This is a genomic window from Pseudomonas sp. 6D_7.1_Bac1, assembly GCF_025465945.1.
Taxonomy (GTDB): Bacteria; Pseudomonadota; Gammaproteobacteria; order Pseudomonadales; family Pseudomonadaceae; genus Aquipseudomonas.
The window spans coordinates 60,120-86,819 of sequence record NZ_JANLNW010000064.1 but is presented as its reverse complement, the minus strand read 5'-3'; the positions used below and the strand labels follow the sequence as shown (position 1 = coordinate 86,819).

At 59.7% G+C, this 26,700-nt stretch carries 20 protein-coding genes; 16 read left to right on the top strand and 4 right to left on the bottom strand.

Annotated features, from left to right (window positions below; translation table 11 throughout):
• The first annotated feature begins 22 nt into the window (after positions 1–22).
• The 14 genes from NTD87_RS17435 (at position 23) to NTD87_RS17370 (ending at position 16,064) form a co-directional block, all read left to right on the top strand.
• Positions 23–1,201, top strand: a complete 1,179-nt coding sequence (locus NTD87_RS17435; RefSeq protein ID WP_262115269.1) for an efflux RND transporter periplasmic adaptor subunit — start codon at positions 23–25, stop codon at positions 1,199–1,201.
• Positions 1,198–4,383 carry an efflux RND transporter permease subunit gene (locus tag NTD87_RS17430; protein WP_262115267.1) on the top strand — a complete coding sequence of 1,062 codons (3,186 nt, stop codon included), beginning with the start codon at positions 1,198–1,200 and terminating at the stop codon, positions 4,381–4,383. The genes NTD87_RS17435 and NTD87_RS17430 overlap by 4 nt, the downstream gene beginning before the upstream one ends.
• A gap of 79 nt (positions 4,384–4,462) precedes the next feature.
• Positions 4,463–5,464 (top strand): zinc-dependent alcohol dehydrogenase family protein, encoded by a 1,002-nt coding sequence (locus NTD87_RS17425; protein ID WP_262115265.1) that lies wholly within the window; start codon positions 4,463–4,465, stop codon positions 5,462–5,464.
• Entirely contained in the window at positions 5,461–6,645 is a 1,185-nt protein-coding gene (locus NTD87_RS17420) for an MFS transporter (protein WP_262115264.1), read from the top strand. Before NTD87_RS17425 ends, NTD87_RS17420 begins: the two co-directional genes overlap by 4 nt.
• Before the next feature lie 155 nt (positions 6,646–6,800).
• Positions 6,801–7,730: a LysR family transcriptional regulator gene (locus NTD87_RS17415; protein ID WP_262115263.1), complete on the top strand. Its 930-nt coding sequence runs from the start codon at positions 6,801–6,803 to the stop codon at positions 7,728–7,730.
• A gap of 472 nt (positions 7,731–8,202) precedes the next feature.
• On the top strand, positions 8,203–9,231 hold the full coding sequence (locus NTD87_RS17410) for a nucleoid-structuring protein H-NS (RefSeq protein WP_262115261.1): 1,029 nt from the start codon (positions 8,203–8,205) through the stop codon (positions 9,229–9,231).
• Between the two features lie 23 nt (positions 9,232–9,254).
• Positions 9,255–10,436 carry an isocitrate/isopropylmalate dehydrogenase family protein gene (locus NTD87_RS17405; protein ID WP_410017497.1) on the top strand — a complete coding sequence of 394 codons (1,182 nt, stop codon included), beginning with the start codon at positions 9,255–9,257 and terminating at the stop codon, positions 10,434–10,436.
• Entirely contained in the window at positions 10,433–11,140 is a 708-nt protein-coding gene (locus tag NTD87_RS17400) for an RraA family protein (protein ID WP_262115259.1), read from the top strand. Before NTD87_RS17405 ends, NTD87_RS17400 begins: the two co-directional genes overlap by 4 nt.
• Before the next feature lie 71 nt (positions 11,141–11,211).
• Positions 11,212–12,381 (top strand): LLM class flavin-dependent oxidoreductase, encoded by a 1,170-nt coding sequence (locus NTD87_RS17395; RefSeq protein WP_262115258.1) that lies wholly within the window; start codon positions 11,212–11,214, stop codon positions 12,379–12,381.
• Positions 12,378–12,908, top strand: a complete 531-nt coding sequence (locus tag NTD87_RS17390) for a flavin reductase family protein (RefSeq protein ID WP_262115256.1) — start codon at positions 12,378–12,380, stop codon at positions 12,906–12,908. Before NTD87_RS17395 ends, NTD87_RS17390 begins: the two co-directional genes overlap by 4 nt.
• 41 nt (positions 12,909–12,949) lie before the next feature.
• Positions 12,950–13,321: an antibiotic biosynthesis monooxygenase family protein gene (locus tag NTD87_RS17385; RefSeq protein WP_262115255.1), complete on the top strand. Its 372-nt coding sequence runs from the start codon at positions 12,950–12,952 to the stop codon at positions 13,319–13,321.
• A gap of 83 nt (positions 13,322–13,404) precedes the next feature.
• Positions 13,405–14,379 (top strand): NAD(P)H-dependent flavin oxidoreductase, encoded by a 975-nt coding sequence (locus tag NTD87_RS17380; protein ID WP_262115254.1) that lies wholly within the window; start codon positions 13,405–13,407, stop codon positions 14,377–14,379.
• A 36-nt stretch (positions 14,380–14,415) separates the two neighbouring features.
• Positions 14,416–15,192, top strand: a complete 777-nt coding sequence (locus NTD87_RS17375) for an alpha/beta hydrolase (protein WP_262115253.1) — start codon at positions 14,416–14,418, stop codon at positions 15,190–15,192.
• Positions 15,189–16,064 carry a DUF6282 family protein gene (locus NTD87_RS17370; RefSeq protein WP_262115252.1) on the top strand — a complete coding sequence of 292 codons (876 nt, stop codon included), beginning with the start codon at positions 15,189–15,191 and terminating at the stop codon, positions 16,062–16,064. Before NTD87_RS17375 ends, NTD87_RS17370 begins: the two co-directional genes overlap by 4 nt.
• A 100-nt stretch (positions 16,065–16,164) precedes the next feature.
• On the opposite strand, the gene NTD87_RS17365 is transcribed toward NTD87_RS17370, so the two are convergent.
• Genes NTD87_RS17365 through NTD87_RS17350 form a run of 4 tightly spaced genes read right to left on the bottom strand, consistent with a single transcriptional unit; the run spans position 16,165 to position 20,810 of the window.
• On the bottom strand, positions 16,165–16,482 hold the full coding sequence (locus NTD87_RS17365) for an isochorismate lyase (RefSeq protein WP_262115250.1): 318 nt from the start codon (positions 16,480–16,482) through the stop codon (positions 16,165–16,167).
• A gap of 36 nt (positions 16,483–16,518) precedes the next feature.
• A complete protein-coding gene (locus NTD87_RS17360) occupies positions 16,519–17,745 on the bottom strand; it encodes a histidine decarboxylase (RefSeq protein WP_262115249.1) in 1,227 nt (408 codons plus the stop codon).
• A gap of 27 nt (positions 17,746–17,772) precedes the next feature.
• Complete coding sequence (locus NTD87_RS17355) at positions 17,773–19,608, bottom strand: (2,3-dihydroxybenzoyl)adenylate synthase (protein ID WP_262115247.1); 1,836 nt, start codon at positions 19,606–19,608, stop codon at positions 17,773–17,775.
• A gap of 26 nt (positions 19,609–19,634) precedes the next feature.
• Positions 19,635–20,810 carry an isochorismate synthase MenF gene (locus NTD87_RS17350; protein ID WP_262115245.1) on the bottom strand — a complete coding sequence of 392 codons (1,176 nt, stop codon included), beginning with the start codon at positions 20,808–20,810 and terminating at the stop codon, positions 19,635–19,637.
• Between the two features lie 131 nt (positions 20,811–20,941).
• On the opposite strand from NTD87_RS17350, the gene NTD87_RS17345 reads away from it, so the two are divergent.
• Both NTD87_RS17345 and basC read left to right on the top strand, forming a co-directional pair.
• Entirely contained in the window at positions 20,942–25,285 is a 4,344-nt protein-coding gene (locus tag NTD87_RS17345; RefSeq protein WP_262115244.1) for an amino acid adenylation domain-containing protein, read from the top strand.
• A 90-nt stretch (positions 25,286–25,375) separates the two neighbouring features.
• Positions 25,376–26,695 carry a putative histamine N-monooxygenase gene (gene basC / locus NTD87_RS17340; protein ID WP_262115243.1) on the top strand — a complete coding sequence of 440 codons (1,320 nt, stop codon included), beginning with the start codon at positions 25,376–25,378 and terminating at the stop codon, positions 26,693–26,695.
• The last annotated feature ends 5 nt before the right edge of the window (positions 26,696–26,700 follow it).

The window sequence follows — 26,700 nt, the reverse complement described above, 5'->3', positions numbered from 1 at the left end:
TTAATAACAGGGAAGTTGTTTTATGGACTCGAACCGACCCAAACGCTCGGGCAGCGCGCTCATGCTCCGTGCCAGTCTTGCTTGCGCTATCGTCGCCGCCCTGGTGGTCGTGCTACGCGGGGAACCGTCCACTATCGCCAAGGCCAGCGTGGCGCCAGCGGCCGCCGAAGTCGATGTGGCCATGGCGCTGTCCAGGCCGGTGACCGACTGGCAGAACTATTCCGGGCGCCTGGAGGCGGTCGAAAAAGTAGTCATCCGACCGCTGGTGTCCGGGACAATCATTGCTGTGCATTTCAAGGACGGCGCGATCGTCAAGGAAGGCGACTTGCTCTTCGAAATCGATGCCAGACCGTATACCGCCCAAGTCGAACAGGCCCAGGCCAGTTTGGCGGCGGCGAAGTCGCGAAGCCTGTACACCGCCACCGATCTGGGCCGGGCACAACGGCTGATCAAATCCAATGCCATCGCCATGCGCGATCTGGACGAGAAACAAAACGCTGCCAGCGAAGCGCAAGCCAATGTCCGGCAGGCTCAGGCGATACTCGACAGTTCCCGGCTGGACCTGGCCCACACCCGCATCATCGCGCCAGTCAGCGGACGCATGTCCCGTGCCCTGGTGACGACGGGCAATATCGTCAGCGCCGGTGAAAATGCCGCGCCGTTGAGCACCCTGGTATCGCTTTCACCGATCTATGCCGCTTTCGACGTCGACGAGCAAACGTTCCTGCGCTACCTCAATCACGGCAGTGCCAAGGGCAATGAAGTGCCGGTCATGCTCGGGCTGTCCAATGAAACGGACTATTCCCGCGAGGGCAAACTGGCGTCGATGGACAATCAGCTCGACGTGCAGTCGGCTACGTTGCGGGTGCGCGCCAGTTTCGACAATACCGACGGCCTGCTCAGGCCCGGCATGCTGGCCAGAATCAAACTCGGAGGCGGCCCGCCGCGTCAGGCAGTGCTGATCGACGACAGCGCAATCGGCACGGACCAGGACAAGAAGTTTGTGTTGGTGGTCACCGCTAATGATCAGGTCGAGTACCGGCGCATCAGCCCTGGCAACCTGGTGGGTGACTTGCGAATCATCGATTCCGGCCTGCAAGCCGGCGAGCGGGTCATGATCAACGGCCTGCATCGGGCGCGGCCGGGTGACACTGTCAGACCGCTGCTCGCCCAACGCGTCGATGTGAGGGAGGGTCAATGAATTTTTCGCGCTTCTTCATTGACCGGCCCATTTTTGCCGGAGCCCTTTCGACCCTGATTTTGCTGGCCGGGATCATCTCGCTGTTTCGCTTGCCCGTCTCGGAATACCCCGACGTGGTCCCGCCGCTGATCGTGGTCAATGCCCAGTACCCCGGCGCGAACCCGGCGGTGGTGGCGCAGACTGTGGCGGCGCCGCTGGAGGAGCAGATCAACGGCGTCGAGGACATGCTGTACATGCAGTCCCAGGCCAACAGCGACGGCAACCTCACGCTCAGTGTCACGTTCAAGGTCGGTACCGATCCGGACAAGGCGCAGCAACTGGTGCAGAACCGCGTCTCGCAAGCCTTGCCACGCCTGCCGGAAGACGTGCGTCGGCTGGGGGTGGTAACGATGAAGTCATCGTCGACCCAGACCCTGGCAATTCACCTGATCTCGCCGGATGACCAGTACAACGCCACCTACCTGCGCAACTACGGCATTCTCAACATCAAGAACCAGTTGGAGCGCATCCCGGGCGTCGGTGAAGTCCGGATCTGGGGCGGCGGAGACTATGCGATGCGCATCTGGCTCGACCCGCAAAAAGTGGCCCAGCGCGGATTGAGCGCCAACGATGTGGTGGCGGCGATCCGCGAGCAAAACGTGCAGGTCGCGGCCGGCGTCATCGGCGGTCAGCCCATGCGTACGGACGTGGCCCAACAGCTGTCGGTCAACACTCAGGGCCGGCTGAAAACGGAGAAGGAATTCGGCGACATCATCCTGAAGAGTTCGCCGGGCGGGGCGGTGACTTTTCTGCGCGACGTTGCCCGTGTCGAGCTGGCGGCGTCGGATTACGGTTTGCGCTCACTGGTCGACGGTAAGCCCGCTGTGGGGTTCGGCGTGTTCCAGATGGCCGGCGGCAACGCCCTGGCGATCTCCGATCAGGCGCGCGACATCATGCGCCAGGCCAAGCAAGACATGCCGTCCGGGGTCGACTACACGATTGTTTTCGACCCGACCCAGTTTGTCCGCTCGAGCATTTTGGCGGTGATCCAGACCCTGCTCGAATCCACGCTGTTGGTCGTGCTGGTGGTTATCCTGTTCCTGCAAACCTGGCGAGCCTCGATCATTCCGCTGCTGGCGATGCCGGTGTCGATCATCGGCACGCTCTCACTGATGCTAGCGTGTGGTTTTTCGATCAATGCCCTGTCGTTGTTCGGTATGGTTCTGGCCATCGGTATCGTCGTCGACGATGCGATCGTGGTGGTGGAAAACGTCGAGCGCAACATTGCCCGGGGGCTGACCCCCAAAGATGCCTCCTATAAGGCCATGGAGGAAGTCAGCAAGCCGATCATCGCCATCACCCTGACGCTGGCGAGTGTGTTTGTACCCCTGGCGTTCATGCCCGGACTGACCGGACAGTTTTATCAGCAATTCGCGTTGACCATCGCCATCTCCACCATCATTTCGGCGTTCAACTCCCTGACCTTGTCACCGGCGCTTTGCGCGCTGTTGCTCAAGTCCCACGACTCACCGCGAGATCGCCTCAGTCGTGCTATCGATCGGTTCCTGGGGCCATTGTTCAGCCGCTTCAATCGGCTCTCGGCGTGGGGCGAGCAGTCCTACGGCAGCAATCTGGGCCGGGTGATTCAGCGCAAAGGCATGACCCTGGGTTTTTACGCGGTGTTGCTGGGGCTCACGGCCTGGCTTGGTCATTCGTTGCCCAGTGGTTTTGTGCCGGCCCAGGACAAAGAGTTTCTGGTCGGCCTGGCGCAACTGCCCAACGGCGCCTCACTGGAGCGCACCGAGCAAGTCATCCAGCGCATGAACGACATCGCCCTCAAGCAACCTGGCGTGGCCCACACTCTGGAATTTCCCGGCATGTCGGTCAACGGCCTGATGAACTCGTCGAGCGCCGGCATCATCTTCGTGATCCTCGAGCCGTTCGCCAACCGGCACGGTTCGGACATGAGTGCCGGGGCCATCTCCGCCGCGCTGAACCAGCGGTTTTCCGCGATCAAGGAAGCTTTTACCGGAGTGTTCCCGCCGCCTCCCGTGTTGGGGCTGGGTACCTTGGGCGGGTTCAAGTTGCAGTTCGAAGACCGTGGCGCGCTGGGGTTTGAAAAACTCGATGAAGCGGTTCGTGCGTTCCTCAAGCAAGCCGCGCTGGCACCAGAACTGGGGCCGAGCTTTTCCAGCTACCAGATCGATGTGCCGCAATTGAAGGTCGATCTTGACCGGGTCAAGGCCAAGCAGTCGCAGGTTGCCATGACCGATGTCTTCGATACGTTGCAGATCTATCTGGGCTCGTTGTATGTCAACGATTTCAACTTGCTCGGCCGGGTCTATCAGGTCCGGGTGCAGGCCGATGCGCCGTTCCGCGCCCACGCCGATGACATCGGGCAACTGAAGACCCGCAATGCCGACGGCAACATGGTCCCGCTGGCCAGCCTGGTGGAGGTTCACCCCACCTATGGGCCGGAAATGGTCGTGCGCTACAACGGCTACACCGCTGCGGATCTGAACGGCGGACCCGCGCCGGGTTATTCATCCGGTCAGGCTCAGGCCGCAGTGGAACGAATCGCGGCCGAGACACTGCCCAAGGGCATCAAGTTCGAATGGACCGAGTTGACTTACCAGCAAATCATTTCCGGTGACGCCACGTTGTGGATCCTGCTGATCTGCATGCTGCTGGTGTATCTGGTGCTGGCCGCCCTCTATGAAAGCCTGCTGCTGCCGGTGGTCATTCTGCTCATCGTGCCCATGAGCATCATGTCGGCGTTGCTCGGGGTCTGGTTGATCCAGGGCGATAACAACATCTTTACGCAGATCGGCCTGATGGTGCTGGTGGGGCTGGCCAGCAAGAACGCGATTCTGATTGTCGAGTTCGCCCGTGAGCTCGAACAGCAGGGCCACAGCATCGTGCGCGCCGCCATCGAAGCCAGTCAGTTGCGCTTGCGCCCGATTCTGATGACCTCGATCGCTTTCATCATGGGGGTCGTGCCCCTGGTGCTCTCTACCGGTGCCGGGGCCGAAATGCGTCACGCCATGGGCGTCGCGGTGTTCTTCGGCATGCTCGGGGTGACCCTGTTCGGCCTGTTGTTCACCCCGGTGTTCTATGTCGCGCTGCGGCTGCTCGCGACACGGCGATCACGCCCGGAGACGGACGACCTTGCGCCGTCGGTTGCGGACATAACTGTCCGCTAAGAATGGAACAGCAGCTTGTTTTTCAGTATTCGCACTCACTTTACAGTTATCGCCAATCAACGAAATAAAGGGACAGTCAATGACGCGCGTCGTGCGGTTTAGCCAATATGGTGGCCCAGAAGTACTCAGGATCGATGACATCGACGTGCTTGAACCGGGGCCTGATGAAGTACGGATCACCGTCAAGGCGATTGGCCTGAACCGGGCAGAATCCATGTTCCGCTCCGGCCAGTATCTGGAAGAGGCACAGTTTCCTTCCCGTCTGGGCTACGAGGCGGCAGGTATCGTCGAGGCCGTCGGCGCACGCGCCGGCCAGTTTGCCGTCGGTGACATCGTCAGCCTGATTCCTCCGGCCTCGATCGCGCAGTGGGGCACTTATGCCGAACTGGCCGTGGTGCCGGCGGCGATGCTGGTCAAGCATCCCGCCAGCCTGTCATTCGCTCAGGCCTCGGCGGTGTGGATGCAATACCTCACAGCGTGGGGCGCGTTGATTCATGTCGCGGCATTGCAGCCCGGCGAATTCGTTCTGATCACGGCTGCCTCAAGCAGTGTCGGCCTGGCAGCGATTCAGATTGCCAATCAGGTTGGCGCCATCCCGATCGCCGTCAGCCGCACCCTGGTCAAGCGCGAGCAGTTGTTGTCTGCCGGAGCCGCGCACGTGGTGGCCAGCGAGTCGGCGGATTTCAATCAACAGGTTGAGCGAATCACCGCAGGCAAGGGCGCCCGGGTGATCTTCGATCCGGTGGGCGGGCCGTTTCTGGAGCATCTGGTCGACGTTGCCGCCATTGGCGGGATCATTCTCGTGTACGGCGCTCTGAGCCCCGAGCCCGCGCCGTTCCCGCTGTTCAAGGTGCTGGGCAAGAGCCTGGCGTTGCGCGGCTATCTGCTGCACGAAATCACCTCCCGGCCAGCCTTGCTCGAGGCCGCCAAGGCGTATGTCATTGCCGGTCTGGGGGAGGGGACGTTGCGTCCGGTCATTGCCAAAACCTTCGATTTTGAACAGATCGTTGCCGCCCATCAGTATCTGGAAGCGGGCGAGCAGTTCGGCAAAGTCGTGGTCACGCTGGAGTCCGACTCATGAAAATGCTCCATCCGATCTACTTTCTCGCACTAGGCCTGTTTGGCGTTTACACCATTGAGTTCGGCGTAGTCGGGATTCTTCCGGTGATTATCGAGCGCTTCTCGATCAGTGCGTCCCAAGCCGGCCTGTTGGTGGGGCTGTTCGCGCTGATCATTGCGGTATTCGGCCCGATCATGGTGCTGCTGCTGTCACGCTTCAACCGCAAAAAAGTCCTCACCATTGCATTGTTCATTTTTGCCGGCACCAGTGTGTTGTCGGCCTATGCACCCAACTTTGAGTCGTTGATGGTGCTGCGCATCATCCCAGCGCTGTTTCACCCCGTGTACTTTTCCCTGGCCTTTGTCGCGGCCGTTTCCCTGTACCCACCGCAGGAGTCGACCCGTGCAGCTGCCAAGGCCTTTGTCGGTACCAGTATGGGCATGGTGTTGGGGGTGCCGTTGACGACGCTGATCGCGGCGCAGTTTTCCTATGAGGCCTCGTTTCTGTTCTGCGCCGTGGTCAACTGCATTGCCGGCCTGGGGATCATTGCCCGGCTGCCGGACGCGCCCGACAAAACCCGCATTTCCTATAAAGAGCAGTTGGCTATTTTGCGCAAATTCCCACTCTGGCTGAACATCACCGCCTCGACTCTGATTTTTGCCGCGATGTTTTCCGTGTACAGCTACTCGGCCGAGTACCTGGCCAAGGAAGCGGGCATGAGCGCGCAGATGATCAGTATCCTGCTGGTGATCTTCGGTATTGGCGGTGTCGCGGGCAATCTGTATGCCGGCAAGCTGATCGGGCAGAACATGGTTCGGACAACCATCCTGCACCCGATCCTGCTGGCCGGTGCCTATGGGCTGTTGTACCTGTTCGCCGGCCCGTCCTTGATGACCATGCTGGTTATCGTGGTGATCTGGGGCGCGACCCATACCAGCGGGCTGATCGTCACGCAGATATGGCTGACCTCCGAAGCGCCGGAAGCGCCCGAGTTCGCCACCGGCATTTATATCTCGTTCATCAACCTGGGCGTGACCATTGGGTCAACTACGGGTGGGTGGTTCCTGGCACGCATGGGCTTGCAGGGCACCCTGTACAGTGGTTTGCTATTTGCCGCGCTGGCCGTATTGGTCATCGTGGTCAAAGTTCTGTTTTTCAGTACCGAGCTGCGCAAGGGAGGAGCGCAGATCGCCGCAGACTGAGTTGAACGATGCATCGTAGCCCGCACGGATGGGGGTTGTATTTTCGTCAGTGCGTGGCCGCCATCGAATGTTTTTCCCAAACAAGGATATCCAGGAAGGAAACCTTTGGGTCGACAGCCTGGATTGTCATTCCATTGAGAATCGATCGAGGCCACATGAACTCGTTACCTTTGCACAATGCTTCCTGCAACTGGCCCGTGGGTCTGGAATCGCGCGACATGAGCATGTTCGACTGGGAGAACCTGCGCCATTACGTCACCTTCGCCCGCACACAGTCGCTTAGCAGCGCGGCGAGGGAGCTGGGCGTGGAACATGCCACCGTCGCGCGGCGGATCGCGGCGCTGGAGTCATCACTGAACCTCAAACTCGTCGACCGACGCAAACGCAACTATGAAATGACGCCGTTTGGTCACCGCATCGCCGAAATCGCCGGGCGAATGCAGAAAGACGCCAAGGCGATTTCCAAGGTGGCGCTTTCGGTGCAAACGGAAATGGTCGCCGACCTCTCGGTCAGTGCACCGCCCCTGCTGACCTCCGAGTTCATTGCCCCGCACCTGGGACGCTTGCGTCGTGAACACCCCTCGATCAATGTCAGCCTGCTGATGCAGGACGATATCGGCACCTTGTGCAACCCCGAACCGGACCTGATGATTCGTTTGTGTCGCCCGACCCAGATGGACCTCGTGGCGCGCAAGATCGGCACCGTGTCGTTTGGGCTGTACGGCAGCGCGCAGTACCTGACAGAGCACACCAGCGATCAGTACGAGTACATCGTCTATGACGACAGCATGGAACACTCCCGACAACAGGTATGGCTGCGCGAGGTGGCTGCGGAGCGTCCTGTGGTGTTGCGCGCCAGGAGCCTTGAAGTCCAAGCCTCGGCGGCACGTGCCGGTGTCGGTATCGCATTGTTGCCCAATTTCTATGGCCTGAAAGACCCGGCGCTGGAAAAGGCCCAGTTCCGTAGTTCAGACCTGATGATCGATATCTGGCTGGTGGTGCATGAAGACTTGCGCAAGGAAGCCCCTATTCGTTCGCTGATGGACTTCCTGGTCAGTTGTTTTCCGACTGAGCATTATTTCTGAGGCGTCTTTTTGAGAGGGTGCGTAGTTCACTATTGCATTAATACAAGGTGAATTATTTAACCCCCTAGGGTGAATACGGGGAGTTTACAAACAAGCGGGCAGATTCCAGTATCGGCCCAAGAATAAGAAACAGGCTTGGTCCTTCAACGATTGAAAACCTGTGCCAGGGTTTTCAATAGTCCACCCCACCGGACACGGCACACGTCTTCCCGGTTGCGGACACCCCCATAATAAAAAAAACAGCCATGATTCCATTTGCCCATTGAACGTGTTCGATGGCAGCTGGAGCAGCTGACGCTGAAAAAATAAATTTGACTTTCTGTTTTCGGCCTTCGCGGCCCTCGACTCATGCCCTGTAAAAACCTGTTCAGGAATAATCCGGCATTGCGGCCTCGTTACTACTGGAAAAAAACCGGAGCGTACTTGCGTGCGTGTCCAGAGTTTTAAGAGAACCCACAGAAGGAATTGGATCATGAGCAAAGTAAAAATTATTGATGTAACGCTCCGTGATGGTGGTTATCGTAATAACTTTGAGTTCACTGCCGATTATGCCGCTAATGCGGTCGGGCACTTGACCGATGTAGGCGTAGTTCACGCTGAAGTGGGCTATTGCAATGGCTCTTTCGTTCGCAAAAAAGAACATGGCCTGAGCAGTTCGGTCAGTCCTGAGTATCTGGATTCATTACGCCGCGCCGCGCACGGACAACTAGGGCTGTGTGTCATGGTTCACCCGCGTAATGTGGTCGGCGAAGACTTCGAAATGCTGGCCGAACATGGCGTCGGAATGATTCGGGTATGCCTGCGTGCCGATCAACTTGAGCAAGGGCTGGAAACCATCAAGTTGGTCAAGTCGTTCAACTTCCTGGCCAGTGCCAACATCACCCATATCACCACGCAAACACCGGGTGTTGTTACCGACATTGCGTTGCGTGCGGAAGGGGCCGGGGCCGATATCATTTATTTTGCCGACTCCAACGGCAACATGATTCCCGATGATGTCGAACTGCTGATCAGCCGAATCTCCAGAAGAGTGCATGCGCCGTTGGGCTTTCATGCGCACAACAATCTTTCCCTGGCACTTTCCAACTCCATCGCGGCCGTCGATGCCGGCGCCGAATACATCGATACCTCGATTTGCGGCATGGGCAAAGGGGCGGGCAACTTGCACTTGGGCATGTTCATCGCCTATCTGGAACGCATCGGCAGTGCCAATGGCTATGACCTGGTCAAGGCCCTGCAATTGTCCGAGTACACCGCTGAAAGTGTGCCATTGAGCAGTCTGCCAGCCCCGCTCATGGACGTGATGCTGGGTGCTTACAATCTGCCGTTCGATGTGTCGCAGCGGCTGGAGGACACCATGTCCCGGTTGCAGATCAACTCGACCTTCCAGGCGCTCAGAGCGATGCACGAGCAGGACCTGTTTGCGCGGCATGCTGCACGGCCGACGGTGATTTCCCGAGCCAGTTTCCCTGCTCGTCTTTCCGCTGAAGGGAAAATGTGATGACGGCACTTCATTCATCGACGTTGCCAGGCCAGCCGGCGCGTCATCGAGTCTGTGTGCTGCCCGGCGATGGCGTCGGCGTGGAAGTGGTCGAGGCTATCCTGCCGATCTTCGAGGCGCTGGCGTTGCCCATCGACCTGGATTTCGGCCAGATCGGCTGGGAGTGCTGGCGAACCGGCGGTGACCCGGTGCCGGCGCAGACCTGGGCAAAAATCGCCGCCGCCGACGCCACGTTGCTCGGCGCCATCACCAGCAAGGCATTGCAAGAAGCCGAGGCCGAGCTGCCGGAGCACTTGCGCAATACCTCGCGGGTTTACGTCTCGCCGGTGATTCAGCTGCGTCAGCGTTTGAGTCTGTACGCCAATGTGCGGCCAGTCACCGATGTCCTGGGTGAAGGCCGGTTTCGCTTCACGGTGATCCGGGAAAACACCGAAGGGCTCTACGCCGGGCTGGACTTTGCCGCGATACCCGCCGAGTTCGAACCGGTGCTCAAGGCGCGGGAACTGGCCGGGGCGCCCTGGCACCGCGACTCGCCTGAGGATGCGACGATGACGGTGCGATTGCAGACCCGGGCCGGTTTGACCCGACTGTTTCGCTACGCCTTCGACTACGCCCGCAAGCACGGCTACCCGCGTGTGACCCTGGCGGACAAGCCGAACGTGTTGCGTTACAGCGGCGCGTTTGCCAAGGGCATCCTCGAAAGCGTTGCCACGGACTACCCGGACATCGCCTGCAACATCGACAACGTGGACGCCGTCGCCTTGTGGATGATTCGTCGTCCGGAGCGCTTTGGCGTGATTGTCGCGGAGAACATGTTCGGCGACATCCTTTCCGATCTCGGTGCCGGGGTCATGGGCGGCCTCGGTTTCGCACCCAGCGCGAACATCGGTGATGCCGGGGCCTACTTCGAACCGGTACACGGTAGCGCCCCGGCGCATGTCGGCCAGAACAAGGCCAACCCCAGCGCGATGTTTCTGTCTCTGGCATTGCTGCTCGAACACCTGGGCTACCACGCCCAGGCCCTGGCCATCGAGCAGGCGGTGGCGCAGGTGGTCAAGCATGACTGCCAGACCTACGACAGCGGTGGTCACGCAACCACCCGGCAATGCGCCGCGGCCATCATCGAAAGAAGCGTGCTCAACCTTCGTCCACTCAACCCGCAAACCGACAACGGCGGGGCTTTGCCCGCAAGGAGCCATGTATGAGCCACCTTTCACTTTCGGTGCAACAACGCGCCTCCCTGCTGGAGCAATGCGCTGCTCTGGATACGGCATCGCTGAGTGATGCCCTCGACAGCCTCGGCATTGATGCCGGGTTGCAAGGTATCGGCCAACAAGTCCCGGGCACCCGTTGCTCAGGCTTTGCCTTCACCGTGCTCTACGAGCCGGTCAACCAGAACGACGGGTTCAAGAACGCCGCCAACTACATTGACGACGTCCCCCCGGGCTCCGTGGTGGTGTCCAGCAATGCCGGGCGCCTGGACGCTACCGTTTGGGGCGACATCCTCACCCATGTGGCCTTGAGCCGGAACATCCGCGGCACGGTGATCGACGGTGCTGCCCGCGACATCGACACCGTGACCCGACTCGGTTACCCGCTGTTCAGCCGTGGGCGGTTTATGCAATCGGGAAAGAACCGCGTGCAACTCAAGGCCACCCAGGTGCCGGTGCAGATCGGTGCGGTGACGGTCAATCCGGGGGATTTGATTGTCGGCGATGCCAGCGGCTGCCTGGTGATCCCCATTGACAAGGCCTTGGAAGTCATCAAGCGCGCCCAATCGGTGGAAAAGACCGAGCGCGACATCATCGAGTCGGTGGCGCAAGGCCTGTCGCTGGCCGAGGCGCGACGTCTGCACCGCTATGACCAGCCGTGGCTTGCGGCTGAGGCCAAGAACCCGAGCGCCGCCTGAGCGGGATACCTGCGTGCGGTGACTAAGCGTCATGCGAGACGGCACATGACGCTCACTTAAGGAGAAGAGAGATGACTTCGAACCATTTGGTAAAAACCAATCCGATGCGCAGCAGCACCAACAAAATCAAGCTGGGGGTGTTCGCGCTCAATATCGAAGGGGGTTGCACCCTGACCACCGTCCCGGAGCGCTTAAACGCCAGCGACTGGAGCGGCAACCTGGAAATCGCCAAAAAAGCCGACAAGGCCGGCCTTGAGTTGCTACTGCCGGTAGGGCGCTGGCGCGGCTGGGGTGGCGCCAGCGACCCGATGGGCGTGTCTTTCGAAACCTACACCTGGGCCGCGGGACTGGCGTCGGTGACCGAACAGATCGCCCTGTTTACCACCTCGCACCTGTCGACTGTGCACCCGTTGTTCGCGGCCAAGCAGGCCGCGACCATCGACCATATCAGCGGTGGCCGCTTCGGTCTGAACATGATCTGCGGCTGGTATGGTAAAGAAATGGGCATGTTCAATGGCGGCGTGCAGCTGGAACATGACCGGCGCTACGACCATGCCGATGAGTGGCTGAAAGTCGCCCGGATGGCCTGGAACGAGCCGGCCAATTTCGACTTCAAGGGCGACTTCTTCAACATTGCCCAAGGTTTCGCCCAACCCAAACCGCTCAACCAGCCGTTCCTGATGAATGCCGGTGGTTCCGAGCGCGGTCGCCGGTTTTGTGCCGAGCATTGCGACGCGGCGTTCCTGATCCTCAAGCACGAAGATGACGACGACACCATTCGCGCGCAGATCAAGGCCTACCGCGACCTGGCACGCCTGGAGTATGGCCGCGAGATTCAGATCTGGGTCTACTCCTATGTCGTGCAGAAGGACACGCTGGAGGAAGCCGAGAAGTACCTCGACTACTACGCCAATCAGCATGGCGATGAAGTCGCACTGGATAACGTCACCTCGGAGATCGGCATTCAGAGCGGGATGTTCGCCAGCACCGAAGACGCCGAGCGCTTCCGCTTCCACTTCAAGGCCGGTTTCGCCGGGGTGCCATTGGTGGGCACCGCTGACATGATCGCCGAGCAATTCCAGCGTTACAGCGACCTGGGCATCGACGGTATCTGTCTGACCTGGCTCGACTACAAAAGTGGCCTCGACGAGTTTCTCGAAGACGTCTTGCCACGCATGGAAGACGCCGGTCTGCGCCAGCCCCATAACAGCGCCCGACGGATCATTGGAGCGGTGGCATGAGCGCCCGAAGCGCTTTGGCGCTGGCCGACGAGCCGTTAAATCCGGAGCCGGCCGAGGACTTCAAACGGGCCATGCGGCGTCTGACCAGCACGGTTTCGATCATCGCCACCGGCGTTGGCAATGCACGCAGCGGCATGGTCGCCACGGCGGTCACTTCGTTGTGTACCGATCCGCCCTCGCTGCTGATCTGCATCAACCGCTCGGCCAGTCTGTGTGAGCCGTTGCTGACCAATCAACGGTTCAGCGTGAACCTGCTCGATGCGGCGCAAAGCCAACTGGTCGGCGTATTTGCCGGCCAGCTCAAGGGGCATGCGCGTTTCGAACAGGGTGACTGGGCGGCGTTCGACGATTTGCCGTATCTGCCTGACGCCCAGGCCACGCTGTTTTGCAGCGTGGATGCCCGACTGACCTACGCCACCCATGAGGTGATTGTCGGCCGGGTCGAGCGCTCGCTGGTCACCGAACGCATTTCACCCCTGCTCTGGCAGGACGGTAAACCGGCACAGTCTTGCGCGCTGATTCACTGAGTCGCGACAACTTTTTAACCTGCGTTTGCCAGGAGGCAACCATGAACAACCTGACTGAATTCGAAGCACCGACACCTGACGAGAGCGACGCGATTTTTCTGGTTAACGTCGTACATGTCTTCGAAGGCCAACAGGACGCCGCCCTCGATGTACTGCGCTCGGCAGTGAGCTATGTGGCGCAGGCTTATCCGTCGTTCCAGTGGAGCCGCCTGTTCAAAAGCATCGACGGCAAGACGGTGATCAACCAGGCGCAATGGAGCAGCAAAGAAGACTTCGATTCGCTGTTTTGCGATGAGCAATTCCTGAGCCGCTACAACCGATTGAAAGAGACCGGTACCTGGGAGTTCCACTTGTACAAGGTCAACGACTACATCCCGGCAGCCTACGCACCGGTGGCCGCGGCGCTCGTTTAAGCGAAGTGCAGGCCTGCGTACGTTGCGTGTCGCGGGTTTGCCGCTCGGCGAATTCTTTTATCGGTACATCAAGGAGATACACCGTGAGCAATTTCGACTCTGCGCTGACTCGACTGCTTAAAACCACCAACCCGGTGGTCCTGGCGCCCATGGGCGGTGCTTCCGGCGGACGACTGGCCGCTGCGGTTTCACGGGCTGGCGGGCTCGGTCTGGTAGGCGCCAGCTATGGCGATCCGGACTGGATGAAAACCGAGCTGGAGCTGATGAACGACGTCAAGCAACCCTGGGGCGTTGGGCTGGTGATGTTCACCGTGGCCAAGCGCTTCGAACTGCTGGAGCTGGCCCTGTCTTATCGGCCCAGCGTGGTCGCCTTGTCGTTTGGCGATGCCCGGCCTTTCATCGCTCCGATCAAGCAGAGCGGGGCGCTGGCCATCGTTCAGGTGCATGACGTCGATCAGGCGCTGGCAGCCCTGGAGGCCGGTGCCGATGCGCTGATCGTGCAAGGCGCCGAAGCCGGCGGGCACAGCCTGCGGCGGGCATCGTTTCCATTGATCCCGGCCGTGCGCGATGCGGTGGGCGACGACGTGGTACTGATCGCCGCCGGCGGTATTGCCGATGGCCGGGGTCTGGCCGCTGCCCTGTTGCTGGGCGCCGATGGGGTGATGATGGGCACGCGGTTTCTGGCCAGTGAAGAGGCGCTGCCGTCCAACAAACTCAAGCAACGTCTGGTCCGGGCCACCGCCAGCGATACCGTGCGCACTCGTGCGTTTGACCTGGTGCGGGGTATCGAGTGGCCAGAGCAGTACAGCGGTCGAGCGCTGGCCAACGACTTCACTGCCCGCTGGCTGGGTTTCGAGCACGAACTGGTGAAGGCCCCGGCCAGTGTCGGCGAGGATTACGCCCAGGCGCTGCGCGAAGACAACACGCAAGTTCGTGCGATCTGGGCGGGTGAAGTCGCCGACCTGGTCAACGATGTCTTGCCCGCTGCCACGATCGTCGAGCAGACCTTGCGCGGCGCGGACCAGGCCCTGCGTGGCGCCCGCAAACTGTTTGATTGACGCGATCTGCGCGTATTCTTCTGGAAAGGAATCGATATGAATAGCAATGCCCCCGTACATGTGCAGTTTGGTCTGGGCCCGGAACTGGTCGTGGTGATGTCGCCGGTCATGCCTGCCTGGGACCAGGGACAGTTTTTCGCCCCATTGACCCAGTCGCTGGTCGACAAAGGCTATCGGGTCATTATCTTTGACACGCTCTCGCTACTGGCCGAAGACCACGAGGATTTTTTCAGCTTCACCCAGCGCTGGGCTGCGGTGCTCGAGTCGCTTGGGCCAATTGCCCTGATCGCCGGTTCGGCTCTGGGCGGGGCAGTGGTTCAGGGGTTGCTCGCCACCACCGTGGGCCAGCAAGTGGCGCGGGCGTTGCTGATCTCTTCACCGACCAAGGCCGACAAAGTCCTGGATCGCCGACTGGGGACGATGGCCGAGCTGGCCAACGCCGGTGATGTCGACACGGCGCTGATGCTGCTCGATCAATGGGTGTTACCGGCTCATGTGAAGCCGCCGGTGCGCCAACCCGATGCGCCGGCGACCGCCGACGAACAGGCCGGACGACGTCTGGATCAAGGCTTTCGTTTGTTGAGCGAGCTCAACGTGGAGTCTCAAGTGGCGGCCTGGCCGGGGCGCCTGTTGAGCATCTTCGGCGCGGACTCGCAGTTGGTCAGGGCCACCAATGTCAGCTTCAAGACCTCCGCGCAACATCTGGCCGTCAGCGTTCCCGGAGCCGGGATGCGACCGCTGCTCGATGACCTTGCGCGAGTGCGCGCCAGTGTGCGAGCACACCTGGGAATCGATCTGGAGGCTCATGCATGAGTGCTTCGACCGCCGCCGCCCCGGCCTCCCGCGCACGCTTTATTGATGTTCATTACCACGCCGGCCCTGATGCTTATTTGCGTCGCCATAGCGCGCTGCAGGCCGGTCATCATTACCAGGCGCTGGGCGGTTGGGTGGTGCTCAAAAATCATCTGGGCTGCACCGCCGCCCAAGCCTGGGAAGCCCGCGAACAAGGACTGCCGGTGTCCGGTTCAATCGTGCTCAATGAAATCGCCGGTGGCCTTGATTGGCGGGTGGTCGAACGTTCACTGTGCCAGCACGGTGTCGTCGACCTGCGTTTTGTCGTGCACCTGCCCACCGTGACCGGCCGTTCGCATACCAGTCGGCTGGCCCGCTCACTCAGTCACTCAATCCTGACTGAGCGACCGATAAAACCTCTGACCGTCAGCGATAGCAGCGGTCAGCTGAACCTCGCCACGCTGGACCTGCTGCGCATGAGTCGCGATTACCCGGTGGTGATCTCCACCGGGCATGCCAACCGCGAAGAGGTTCTGCGCCTGGTGGAAGCAGCCGATCGATTGCAAGTGCCACGCCTGATGCTCAACCAGCCCGCCAACCCACTGACTGGCCTGAGCGCACAAGACCTTCTGGATCTGGGCAGCCTGTCTTCGCTGTACATCGAGCAGACCGCACTGACCTACCTGCTCGGTTATCAGAGCAAAGAAGACTTTTCCAAAGTACTGCGCGACGTACCCCGTGTGATCTACAGCTCGGACCTGGGCCAGACCAGCCAGCCAGACATCCGTCCGTGGTTGGAGATGAGCGGGCAATGGTTCAAGGAGTTTGAGATGAGTGCCGAGCGAGTCGAATCGATCACCCGTAGTTGCCCGTTGGAGATGCTCAGTCATTGATGGTCGGGGAGGGTGATTGTTTGTTAAGCGGTAGAAACGAAAAAGCCATGAATAATCATGGCTTTAGCGTAAAAATATGGCGAAGGCGATGGGGTTCAACCTAATTTCGGTCGGGATAAGTTACTTGCCAGTGCAGAATCTGCTGTTGGATATTCCAATGAATAATGTGCTCGTAGAGCTTCTCGACGAAGGCTACTTCGAACCCGGCGGCGACTGCCCACTCGCGGCGGTCTTCGAGCATCGCCGCGACCCGCTCGGGAGCGGGGATAGCTTGCTCATTGGCTTTGAATTGCACAGCGGCTTTCACATAACCCAGGCGTTGCTTCAAGGACTCAAGGATCTGGCGATCAAAAAAATCGATGCCTGCCCGAATGTCATTGAGGCTCTCGCAGGCTTCAGGCGTTTTAAGTTGCGACATAGTGCTTGTCTCAATTAGTGATGAAAATAGCCAATTTCAGATGACGTCGAATCGGGGACACGTCTCCCTGACGGAGTTTGAAGGTCGTCGCTCATTACTCCCTTGTTTGGCATGCGCCCCCCCAAATCGCCAGGCATCCGTCTCAAGCTCGGTAATGACCTCATCGATCAATGCGTCGATCATTATGTTGTCGTGATGATGGGGTGTCGTTATCAAGTGCGCTGTATCGCCAGACGTCGCCAGGCAATATTTCTTCGCAATCCTCTGCGCCGGACAAGGGAACACCACGGTGATGGAGTTCTCGTTGCGCCAGGCATCAATGCCTGCAGCCTGGAATCGATCCACCGCATACTGTGCTTTTTCCAGGCTGTGGTGGATACGCTGGCGCCAGTCAGCGAACGAGTGGCTGCGTAGCGCCGCCCACATCATCAACGGTGTATGGCCATTGCGCGAGCCGCTGATGGTCTTGTCATGGGCCAGGATGTAGTCCACTTCCACCGAGATGCGCGCGACGTTCTTGCGTTTGGCCACGACGATCCCGCAAGGAATGGGCGAGCCGATCATCTTGTGGCCGGAGACGCAGATCGAGTCGATGCCGTCGGCGAACGAGAAGGGCTGTGGGTGATCGACGAAGGGCAGGATCATCCCGCTCAGCGCCGCGTCTGCGTGCAGGTAGTAGTCATGACGGGCAATGCCCGCCTGCTGCAGGCGCTGTTGAATGGTGACGATATTGTCGACCGCTCCGCGCAGGGTGGTGCCGATGTTGGCGAAGATGATGGGGTGGCGTTCCTGGTCGGCGGTTATTTTTGCCATCAGGTCGTCATAGTCGATTTCGCCATTGGCCAATGACTCGACTGCACGGCATTTGATCCGCAGCAATTTGACGATCTTCGCCACGGAGTAATGGGTGTCTTTGGAGTAGTACAGGGTGCCGTCCGGGAACAGTTCGCGACCCAGGTAGCAGCCAAACATGTTGCCTTCGGTACCCCCGTTGGTGACGTAGCCCCAGCTGTCTTCGAGCGCGATGTTGAACAGCTCGGAGAAGTACGTCATGACGTCCTTTTCAAAGTCGAATGAGTTCAACAGGTAGTTGCTGTACTCGTTCCAGTCCCCGCAGTTGTTGATCGAAAAACGCAGGAAGCGATGCAACTGGGAGTAATCGAAGTCCGCTGATTCGGGGTACCCGATATTGAAGTACTGATTCGTCACGCAGTGCTGCCAGAAGCGCTCAAGCCTGCTTTGGTCGGCAGTGGATAAAGTCATTTCCAACTCCTTTTAGAGGCCGCCCGGTCAGGCGGCTTTTTGCTTCGTGTCTACCAGCGACCACCAACTGGCGAGCGTGGGCGAGGCCGCCAGCTCTTCGAAGCTGACAGCGATGCCGCGTTCTTTGAGCTCCGCAGCGAGCTTCATCACTTGCAAGGAATCGAGGCCGTAGAAAATCAGGTTTTCCTCCGGGTCCAGGTCTTCACAGTCCTCGACGAGTTGCAGTACGCGGGTTTGTAACCAGGCGCGGGTGGTTTCCGCCGCCAGGAGCTGGCGTAGATGCTTTTTGTCGATCTTGCCCACGGCCGTCAGCGGCATGGTCTCGATGAGCCGGATGCGATCGGGCAGTTTGTATTCGGCGATGCCGAGCTCCATCAAGTGGCGTCTCAAGGCGGGTGGTTTGAGGTTGGGGTTGCGGGAGACGACGAAGGCGCAGCTCTTTTCCCCCAGTGCGTCGTCGGGCATGGCCACCAGGCCGGCGTGGGTCACGTCCGGGTGGAGGACGATAAGGTTTTCGATTTCCTCCGAGGCCACTTTTTCACCGCCGCGGTTGATCTGGTCCTTGACCCTGCCGACGACCCGCAAATCGCCTGTCGGTGTGAGCTGAACGAGGTCGCCGGAATAGTAGTAACCGTCATTGTCAAAGGCCTGGGCATTCTGTTCGGGGCTTCGGTAATACCCGCAGAACGTGTAGGGACCGCGAGTGGCGAGCATGCCAGGCTCGCCGTCCAGGACGGGAATGCCTTGTTCATCGACGATTTTGATTTCGTCGTCCGGGCTGATCGGACGGCCTTGGGTGGTGAAGATCTGTTCGTTGGAGTCGTCCAGGCGGGTGTAGTTGATCAGGCCCTCGGCCATGCCGAACACCTGCTGCAACTTGCAACCGAGCACTCCGGGAACCTGGCGTGCCAGCGAGTCGGCGAAACAGGCGCCGCCGACCTGGAGGAATTCCAGCGACTGCAGTTGCTCTTTGTGCTCCGGCGCGGCCTGCAACCACAAGGCGACCGCACTTGGAACCAGGGCCACGGTATTCACTTCATGGCGCTGAATGATCGAAAAGCAGGTCAGCGGCTCCGGGCTGGGAGCCATGACGATAGTGCCGCCGGCATACAGGACACCCAAGGCGCCGGGCGAGCTGAGCAAGAAGTTGTGCGCCGCAGGCAGGGCGCACAGAAAGCGCGTCTGTGGTGTGAGCTCGCATACTTGCGCACTCGCCCGAGCGTTGTAGTGATAGTCGTTATGGGTGCGCGGGATGAGTTTGGGGGTGCCTGTGCTGCCGCCCGACAATTGGAATAGCGCCACTTCACCCGGTTCGCTGGGGGAGAAGTCCATGTGGTTCTCACTTGGGGTTTCGATCCAGGCGGCGAGGTTGTTTTCGTGACGCGGTTCGCCCAGCAGCAGGGTGATTTCAGGGCTGGAACCCACTTCCTTGAGGTCTGCGATGTAGCTGTCGTCGCGAAAGACTTCATGCTCTCGAGAGGCGATCAGTAGCTTTGGCGTGATTTGTTTGGCGTAGCTCTTGAGTTCCAGTTTCCGATGGCTGTAGAGCGCGTTGAGGGGCGCAATCCCGGCCTTGAGCAGCGCGAACAAGACAATGTAAAACTCCGCGATATTGGGTAATTGCACCAAGGCGGTGTCGCCTTTGCCAAGCCCGCTGGCCGCCAGACGCGAAGCCAGGTTGGACGACAGTTGCTCCAGCTCGACATAGCTGAAACGACGGTCACCGCAAATAATCGCCGATGCGTGAGGTTGCGACTGGCTGCGTGCCCGGAGAATTTGTGTGAGCGGTTTGTCGATCCAGTAGCCTTTTTCCCGATAGCTCTGCGCTCTGTCGAGGGGCCAGTGATTAAATTCTATAGTCATGATTGTCACTACTGAAAAAGTTCGTATTAGTGGGCCAGACCGCATGCGCGCAGCATGGTGCCGAGTTTGGTCTGGACTTCTGTCCATTCGGAGTCGGGGCTCGAGGCTTCGACGATGCCAGCGCCGGCGAACAGGCGGACCCTGTTGCGCTTGACGGTACCGCAGCGGATGGTCACCACCCACTCGCCATTGCCCTGGGCGTCGCACCAGCCAACCATGCCGGTGAACAGGCCACGCTCGAAGGGTTCGACGAAGCGGATCAGGCGCCGGGCGCGCTCGGTGGGGAACCCGCAGACGGCAGGCGTTGGATGCAGGCGGCAGGCAAGCTGCAAGGCCGAGACCGACGGATCTGCCAGCGTGCCTTCGATGCGTGTGGAGAGATGCCAAAGTGCGGGCGTGCTGATGAGGGCAGGGCGCTGGGGCACATTCAACTGAGTGCACAGCTCCCCCAGTTGAGTGGCGATGTCCTCGGTCACGAGGCGGTGCTCGTAGTGATCCTTTTCCGAGGCTGATAGCCACTCTGCGTTGCGCCGGTCCGCTTGTGGATCGGCCATGCGTTTGGCCGAACCTGCCAGCGGGTTGGAAACGAAGCTCAGCCCGTCCTTGTGGACAAGCAACTCGGGGCTGACGCCGATCAGCGTAGCGCCGTCCGGCATGGGTACACGGAAGTGATAGCCGCTTTGATTCTGGGCTCGCAGATTGTTCTGCATGGCGCCCACGTCAACATCCTGCGCAAATACCAACTCGCGTTGCACCGAGAGCACGGCCTTGCGCACGTCACTGTGGCGGAAGTTGACGATGGCGTGCTCTACCGCGCGTTTGAAGCCTTGCTCGTCCGGTATGTTTTTTTGCTCGATCAGTTCAGGCAGTGTTGCGACGCCTGTCCGCACAGTTGCGCTTCGTGCTCGCCACTCGGCGTGTTCGGGGATGTAGAGGCAAGAGGCTTCGGCAGGATCGAAGGGGATGGCGCCGACGATTATCGGATTGCTCTGGCCGGCCTTGCGCGCCCGGTCGAGGGCTTGCACAACGGTTTTCTGGAACAGGCCTTTGGCGTTATCGCCGCCGATTGCAGGTGTTTCGATTCGCTGGAGCATCCCGGCGACGGTTAGTTCTCGATCGCCGGAGGTGAATGAAAAACTCTCTTTTTCATCAATGGCTTGCACCTCATCCGTGTTACTCGCTCTTAGGGTGCCCGTTCTCATTTGGGGGAAGCCTCCGTGGCCTATGGGTCAAAAAATTAAATCTTGAAATATAATCATTTTCGTTTTTAATAAGAACGTAAATCATTAAGATTTGTCAACCACATGAGTGAGCCATGAGAGAGTTAACTTCAATGCAAGCCGCCTGTTGGATCGGGCGCGCTGCTCATGCGTCTTTAGGGAGAGTTTCGGCTCATCTTTATGCCGAGTTTGATGGTCGTTCCATTGAGCTGGAACGGCTTCGCAAGGCGCTTGAACGGGTATGCCTGCTGCATCCAATGCTTCGGGTTCGGCTGAATGCACAAGGGCTGCAATCCATTGCTTCGATGGACCAGTCGCCGCAATTGGAGGTCGAAGACCTGCGCTTGATGACCGAGCAGGAAGTGGCGCGGCATCTGCTCTGCAAGCGTGAGGAATGGACTCATCAGCAGCTTGATCTCGGCCATTGCCCGGGCGCCCGTTTCTCGGTCAGCCTGCTGGCGGACGATAAGTGCCGCTTGCATGTCGATACGGACATGATCGCCATCGATCCGTCGAGTTTCCGCACGTTAATGGAAGACCTCGCACGGTTTTATGATGACCCCGACGGACCGGTTCCACACACGCCTTCTTTCTTCGATTGGTACGACAAGGCGCGTACCGATACCTCGCTCAAAGTCGCCCGGGAACGAGACCGCATTTGGTGGCGTGAGCGCCTGGCTGACGTCGCCCCTGCGCCCACATTGCCGTTTCTCGAGGTCCAGCCGGATCAAGCCCGGAGCCATCGATTAAGCACATGGCTTGGCCCCGATGAGCGTCGTGCGTTACAGCGTCTGGCCCGTGAGCGAAGAATGACCCTGTCGACCTTGATGATGGGGCTTTTCGCGGCTGTTCTCGGGGCGCAGACAGGGGACCGGAAATTCCGCCTCAACGTGCCCACATTCTGGCGCCCGCCGCTGGTGGATGAGGTCGAGCGGGTAGTCGGCGATTTTGCCAACGTGCTGATCCTCGATGTGGATATCGAGTCGGCCCGGAGCCCCGCAGCCCTTTGTACGCAATTGGCGGAAAAGATGGTCGATTTACTCGAACATTGCGCCTATCCCGGGGTGAACCTGATGCGCGATCTTTCTCGCCATCATGGTTCGCCGCAACTGGCGCCGGTGGTGTTTACCGCAGCGCTGGACATGCCGGGCGGCGATCTTCTCTCGGAGCGCGTCCGGCGTGTCTTCGGGCCGATGAACTGGGTGATCTCCCAGGGGCCCCAGGTTGCGCTCGACGCGCAGATTGCCTGCGCCGACGGCGGCATATTGATCAATTGGGACATTCGTCTTGATGCCCTGCCGCGAGCCTGGGTGTCGGACCTGTTCGATCGCTTCGTGGCGGTCGTGCGTGAGGTGTCTGTCTGTTCCGCTGTCCTGGATCAACCGTTTTCTCAGCGCACGTTGGTCGAGAAGCCACTGAGCGCTCTTCAGCAGGCTTATCTGCTTGGGCGTAGCGCGCAGATGCCGCTGGGCGGCGTGGCGATGCAGGAGTTTCGCGAGTACCGCGGCGCTTTGGATCCTGCTCTGCTGCGAAGCCGTTTGGCCGGGATGGTCCAGCGCCACGAAAGCCTGAGAACACGGATCGATGCGAAGAGACTCGCGCAGTTTGTCAGTGATGAGGTGCAGATAAACCTGCAGGAAGTCGACCTCACTGGCCTGTCGCCAGAAGAAGCGCTTGGCTACGTTGAGGAGCGCCGTGAGGCTTATGCGCATGCGCTGTTCGAGCTGGATCGTTCGCCCTGGAATGTCACGGTCTTCCGGCTCCCGGAAGGTCATTTGAGCGTTTTTGTGCGCCTTGATGCCTTGATTCTCGATGGACGCTCGATCGCAACCCTCATGGTTGAACTGTTTGACGGTGCAGTAGGCGAGGAACCGCTCACGGAGGTTGCGCCTGAGCCAGAAGACCTCACCCGCCAACGCAAGGCGGATGCCGCTTATTGGAAAGCCAAACTCGCCTCCGTGAGCGGTGCTCCACGTTTGCCGTGGATCACCCCGCTGGACCAGGTGGGCGCTTCTCGCTATGAGCGACAGAGCCTGCTGGTGCCCAAAGAAGCGTTCAGCGCCTTCTGCAAACTGGGCGCGCGGCAACGGCTGTTCAAGAACTCCACCCTGATGGCGCTGGTGCTGGAAGTGCTTTCCCACTGGGTCGATGAGGGGGGATTGTGTGTCGCGGTGCCTGTTGCCCCGCAAACGACTGGTGCCTTTGCCAATCGCTCAAGCTTTATCGCGGTCAATTGGAACTCCGATCCAGATGGCTTTGCGCAGCGGGCTACCCAGCTGCAAGTGGATGTGCTGGAAGGGTTGCAGCATCTGGCTTTTTCAGGGGTGGACCTTGCCCGGTTGCTGTTCGAATCCCACGGTCCAGGCCCCGTCCTGCCCGTGGTGATCACCAACGGTTTTTCCTGGCCGGTCTCGCCGGCGGACAGTCCCATGAGCTTGTGTGGCGGGCTGACCCAGACACCCCAGGTGGCGATGGATATTCGCTTCTCGGCCAACGCCGAAGGTGCCTTGGTGTTCGACATCGACTATGCGCGCGAAGTACTTGATCCGGCTGTGGTCAGCGATATCTTGAGTGCTTTCGAAAGGGCGATCAGTCAGATCACGGCAAACGGTATTTTTGCCATTGATGCCCCGGCGATTATCGATAGGCGTCACTACCGATTGAATAGCCCGGTCACTGATGCGTGCCACACAGGGTTTCTCGGGCGGATCGCGAGCAATATTTTTGATCGTACCAACGCCAGAATCGCCCTCATCAGCGGCGACCGGCAAATCAGCTATGCCGAACTTGGCGACGGCGTATGCCAGGTGATCGCTGCGTTGAAAGCGCGCGGGCTTTCTCGGCGCGATGTCGTTGCCATATGTCTACCCCGCAGCCCAGAGCACACGATGGTGACGTTGGCCTGTGCATTGACGGGCTTGATCTGGGTTCCCATCGATGCTTCAGCACCTGGAGAGCGAAGGCATTTCCTGTTGGAAAACTGTCGGCCTGATCTGGTGGTGATCACCCAGGGCGAGCCTGTCGAGCATCCGTTCGCGACACCCGATGAGCTTTTGGCAGCGCAAGCCCAGGTTTCGCCCACGTTGGATGACCTGTCGCTAAGCGAAGCGCCAGCCTATTACCTCTATACCTCGGGCACCACCGGCAAGCCCAAATGTGTGGTCCTGAGCAACCGAGCCACAGCCAATGTCATTGGTAGCACCCTTGAGCACTGGGCCGTTACCGAGCGCGATGTGTTCATGTCGGTAACCCCGCTTCACCATGACATGTCGGTTTTCGACGTGTTGGGCTGCCTGACAGCGGGGGCGACGCTGGTACTTCCCGGCCTGGGCGAGGAAAAGGATGCGGTGCGCTGGAACCAGTTGATTGCCCGGCATCAGGTGACGTTGTGGTGTTCGGTGCCCGCCATCCTGGAGATGCTCCTTTCTTGCCGCGCCACTCATGACTTGAAGAGCCTGCGCCTGATTGCCCAGGGAGGTGACTACATCAAGCCTGCCGTCATTGCCGAGTTGCGCGCGCTGCTGCCGGCTTCGCGGTTGATCTCCCTTGGGGGGCCGACGGAGACAACCATCTGGAGTATCTGGCACGAAATCACTGCCGATGACCGTGCGCTGATCCCCTATGGAAGGCCCTTGCCCGGTAACAGTTACTTCACCCTTGATTCACAGGGTGAGCATTGCCCGGCAGGCGTTGTCGGTCGAATTCACACGGCCGGTGTCAATCTCGCGCTGGGGTACCTGGAAAACGGCGAGCTGACACAGAGCGAGTTCGTGACCGTCAGCGATGAACAGGGCCAAGTCGTTCGTGCTTTCCGCACCGGTGACTGTGGACGCTACCGTCGCGATGGCACCTTGATCTTCGACAGTCGGGTCAACGGCTATGTGAAAGTTCGCGGTGTGCGGGTGTCGCTCCCGGATATCGAGATCGAACTGATCAATCACCCATCGGTCAGGCACGTGCTGGTCGTCGATTATGGCGAGCAGCGTCAAGGTGAGGTCTGCATTGGTGCGCTGTATGTCGGCCAGCAGGGCGCCGCAGAGCTGACGGCAACCGAGTTGCGCAACTATGCCCGCCAACATCTGCCGCACTCCCATGTACCCACGCGGTTCTTGAGGGTGGATCAGTTGCCGCTGTCGCAAAACGGCAAGCCTGATCGCCAGCGTGCCCGCAGCCTGCTCACGGCGCCCGCGAATGAAGCGGCCGAGCCTGCCGCCAGGATCGTGCCGACTCAAAGAAACAAGGTGCTGGACATCTACTTGAGCGTACTGGGTCACCCGTTGGAAGACGAGGTAAATGACGCAGTGGATTTCATTAGCCTGGGGTTGCGTCCCCAGCATTTGAAAGCCATTTCGGCGCGGTTCCAGGAAGACTTTTCGGTGGTGCTTTCACCCGGGCAATTACTGCGTTGCCGCAACGCACAAGACGTCGAACGGCTGCTCATGGCTGAAGGTTCGTGAGCGTTTGAAAAATATTGATGTGGAGGGAGTGGGGCGCCACAGAGCGCACTCCCTTCTACCCAAACAGCAGTCCTTAGGGAGATGGATCGGATGACGGATATACCCACTGTAGATATTGCCGGTGTTGGCATTGGGCCCTTTAACCTCGGGTTGGCTGCATTACTGTCTAAACACCCTGGCGTGACGGGTATTTTCCTCGATCGCAAAGCGGAATTTCGCTGGCATGAAGGGCTTCTCTTGCCAGGCACGACGCTTCAGGTTCCCTTCCTGGCGGACCTGGTGACGATGGCGGACCCCACGCATCAACTGAGTTACTTGAACTACCTGCATCAACACGATCGCCTTTACCAGTTCTATTACTACGAGAACTTTCAGGTACCGCGGCGCGAGTACGACCATTACTGTCGATGGGCGTCGCAGCAGTTGCCCGCCTGCCACTTCGGCGAAGACATCTGTGATGTGAGCTATGACGCGAGCGTTGACCGATTCCTGATTGAAAGCCAGTCCGTGTCCGGCTTCAAACGCCATTACTACAGCCGGGACCTGGCGATTGGCGTCGGCACCGTGCCGCTGTTGCCGAAGTGGGCCCAGCTCAAGAGCACGGCGCCGGTCATGCATTCGGCGGAGTTCGGCAAAAGGCAGGAGCAGTTGGCGCAGTGCCGGCGGGTCACGGTCATTGGCTCCGGCCAGAGTGCAGCGGAGTGCGTGCTGGCATTGTTCAACGAGTTGACCCCCGAGCGGATCGCGGCCGGTGCTTCGATTCGCTGGATCACGCGTTCGCCAGGCTTCCACCCCATGGAGTATTCAAAACTTGGGCAGGAGTGCTTTACGCCATCCTATATGGAGTACTTCCACAGTATTCCACGAGAGCGTCGCCGAGAGATCGTTGCGGGGCAGGGGTTGCTGTACAAGGGCATCAGTTTTTCGACCATTGCCCAGATCTACGACCTGATCTACGAACGCTCGATTGGCGGCAGTGATACGGGGCTGACGTTGCTTTCCAACTGCGAGGTCGAGACCGTGGAGTATGTCGACGGTACGCTGCGAATTGCCTACCGGCACCGCGAACTGGATCAGACCAGCACCCTCGAAGCGGATGCCATTGTTGCCGCGACGGGATACGGGCATGCCTGGCCGCAGTGGTTTGAGCGGCTCAAGGGCGCCGTGCTTGAAACCGATGAATATGGTGACTGTATCGTCCAGGAAGATTTTACGGCGCGCCGCTGCGACAAAGGCACGGGCCGTATTTTCGTGCAGAACGCGGAGATCTTCCAGCATGGTGTTGGTTCACCGGATCTCGGGATAGCTGCGATTCGCAATGCGACGATTGCCAACCAGTTACTCGGTCGAGCGCACTACCGCTTGCCCAAGCGCTCTTCGTTCCAGCGCTACGGGATGCATGAGGCGTAGAGCTT

Bases quoted from the DNA above. Each gene is read 5' to 3' on its own strand.
- NTD87_RS17435 (WP_262115269.1), top strand. From the start codon at position 23: ATGGACTCGAACCGACCCAAACGCTCGGGCAGCGCGCTCATGCTCCGT.
- NTD87_RS17430 (WP_262115267.1), top strand. From the start codon at position 1,198: ATGAATTTTTCGCGCTTCTTCATTGACCGGCCCATTTTTGCCGGAGCC.
- NTD87_RS17425 (WP_262115265.1), top strand. From the start codon at position 4,463: ATGACGCGCGTCGTGCGGTTTAGCCAATATGGTGGCCCAGAAGTACTC.
- NTD87_RS17420 (WP_262115264.1), top strand. From the start codon at position 5,461: ATGAAAATGCTCCATCCGATCTACTTTCTCGCACTAGGCCTGTTTGGC.
- NTD87_RS17415 (WP_262115263.1), top strand. From the start codon at position 6,801: ATGAACTCGTTACCTTTGCACAATGCTTCCTGCAACTGGCCCGTGGGT.
- NTD87_RS17410 (WP_262115261.1), top strand. From the start codon at position 8,203: ATGAGCAAAGTAAAAATTATTGATGTAACGCTCCGTGATGGTGGTTAT.
- NTD87_RS17400 (WP_262115259.1), top strand. From the start codon at position 10,433: ATGAGCCACCTTTCACTTTCGGTGCAACAACGCGCCTCCCTGCTGGAG.
- NTD87_RS17395 (WP_262115258.1), top strand. From the start codon at position 11,212: ATGACTTCGAACCATTTGGTAAAAACCAATCCGATGCGCAGCAGCACC.
- NTD87_RS17390 (WP_262115256.1), top strand. From the start codon at position 12,378: ATGAGCGCCCGAAGCGCTTTGGCGCTGGCCGACGAGCCGTTAAATCCG.
- NTD87_RS17385 (WP_262115255.1), top strand. From the start codon at position 12,950: ATGAACAACCTGACTGAATTCGAAGCACCGACACCTGACGAGAGCGAC.
- NTD87_RS17375 (WP_262115253.1), top strand. From the start codon at position 14,416: ATGAATAGCAATGCCCCCGTACATGTGCAGTTTGGTCTGGGCCCGGAA.
- NTD87_RS17370 (WP_262115252.1), top strand. From the start codon at position 15,189: ATGAGTGCTTCGACCGCCGCCGCCCCGGCCTCCCGCGCACGCTTTATT.
- NTD87_RS17365 (WP_262115250.1), bottom strand. From the start codon at position 16,482: ATGTCGCAACTTAAAACGCCTGAAGCCTGCGAGAGCCTCAATGACATT.
- NTD87_RS17360 (WP_262115249.1), bottom strand. From the start codon at position 17,745: ATGACTTTATCCACTGCCGACCAAAGCAGGCTTGAGCGCTTCTGGCAG.
- NTD87_RS17355 (WP_262115247.1), bottom strand. From the start codon at position 19,608: ATGACTATAGAATTTAATCACTGGCCCCTCGACAGAGCGCAGAGCTAT.
- NTD87_RS17350 (WP_262115245.1), bottom strand. From the start codon at position 20,810: ATGAGAACGGGCACCCTAAGAGCGAGTAACACGGATGAGGTGCAAGCC.
- NTD87_RS17345 (WP_262115244.1), top strand. From the start codon at position 20,942: ATGCAAGCCGCCTGTTGGATCGGGCGCGCTGCTCATGCGTCTTTAGGG.
- basC (WP_262115243.1), top strand. From the start codon at position 25,376: ATGACGGATATACCCACTGTAGATATTGCCGGTGTTGGCATTGGGCCC.